This window comes from Delftia sp. S65 (assembly GCF_016516495.1).
Lineage (GTDB): Bacteria > Pseudomonadota > Gammaproteobacteria > Burkholderiales > Burkholderiaceae_C > Comamonas > Comamonas acidovorans.
Window position 1 is genome coordinate 1 of sequence record NZ_JACVUR010000093.1, and the last position, 1505, is coordinate 1505.

A 1505-nucleotide genomic window follows, 5' to 3' on the forward strand; every position below is an offset into this window, starting at 1 on the left:
TGACGAAGCAGTCCTGTCCTTCGGCAGGACTGCAACCCCGCAACCGCCACGCCGCAGGCGCAGGCATACGGGTTGGACTCCGTAGAACAGCCGGTGTTTCACGGCGCAGCCTTGTGCCCTGACTTTCCGGCTGCGCTGCGCAGGTCGGCCACCTGGGCGGCGGTCACATCGGCAGGCTGGCCGCCCAGGGTGGTGCGGGTGTAGTTGGCCAGGGCGGCGACTTCGCCATCGGTCAGCTCCTGCATGAAACCGGGCATGCCGGGCAGGGGCGTGGGGCCCTGCTGGGTGGCCGGGTGCTTGGGCAGGCCGACGAGGATGGCCAGCACCAGGTTGCGGGCGTCAGCCTGGCGCACGGTGCTGTTGCCCTTGAGCGGGGGCATGGTGAGGCTGCGGCCCAGGCCCTCGCTGCCGTGGCAGCTGGCGCACAGCGCCATGTAGTGGCCCCGGCCCGCGTCCAGCGTGCCCGCGCCGTTGACCGCGCCATTGCCGGCGCTGTCGCCGGTGCCGGAATCCGTGGGCGCTGCGGCCGGCAGCGGCTGGGGCGCGGGCGGGTTGTCGCCCAGCAGGAAGGTGGACAGCGCCGTCATGTCCTCGGCCGTGAGGTACCGGGTGCTGTTGGCAATGACCTCGTGCATTTCATCGAAGGCGCTGCCGTGGGCCGAGAAGCCCGTCTGCAGGAACTGGGCCATGCCCTCGCGCGTCCAGCCGCGTGCGGCCAGGGCTTCGGCGGTGATGCCGGGGGCCGTGAACAGCGACAGCGTGCCGCCCTGCAGCCAGCGGTCCTTCTGCATCTGGCCGAACATGCCGCGCGGCGTGTGGCATTCGGCGCAGTGGCCCATGACATTGCCCAGGTACTGCCCACGCAGCCAGGCCGGGCTCTGGCCCTGCGAGCCCACGGGCAGCGGCGCGCTGGACAGGAACAGCGTCTTCCAGCCGAACATGAGCACGCGCAGGTTGAAGGGGAAGGGCAGGGCGGGCTTGGTGTTGGGCTGGGCCACGGGCCGGATGTTCATCAGGTAGCCGTAGATCAGGTCCGAGTCTTCGCGGCTCATCAGGTGGTAGGAGGCATAGGGCATGGCCGGGTAGAGCTGGCGCCCGCCCGGCGCCGTGCCGCGGGTGACGGCGGCGTGGAATTCCTCGGCCGTCCAGCGGCCTATGCCGTGGTCCGGGTCGGGGGTGATGTTGGTGCCGTAGAGGGTGCCGAAGGGCGTGGGCAGGGGCTTGCCGCCCGCAAAGGGCTGGCCTTCCCGGGCGCCACCCATGCCACCCACCCCGTCATGGCAGGCCATGCAGTCGGCGGCGCGCGCCAGGTACAGGCCCTGGGCCAGCTGCTGGGGGCTGCGGTGCACGGCCTGCGGCTCGCGCTGCGGCACATGGGGCCGGTTGCCCCAGACGGCGGCAATGGCAAACAGCACGGCCAGCAGCAGGAGGATGAGCAGCAGCCCGCGCCAGCGGCGCCTGGGCCTGCGAGGTGGCGGGGGGCGGGCACCGCTGTAGTCGGCAGG

Annotated in this window: 1 protein-coding gene; it reads right to left on the reverse strand. The window is 71.8% G+C overall.

Annotation, left to right across the window (positions count from 1 at the left end):
• Positions 1 to 98: 98 nt before the first annotated feature.
• Positions 99 to 1505 (reverse strand): c-type cytochrome (locus tag IAE24_RS29940; RefSeq protein WP_233630807.1); only part of this gene is annotated, 1407 nt, incomplete at its 5' end.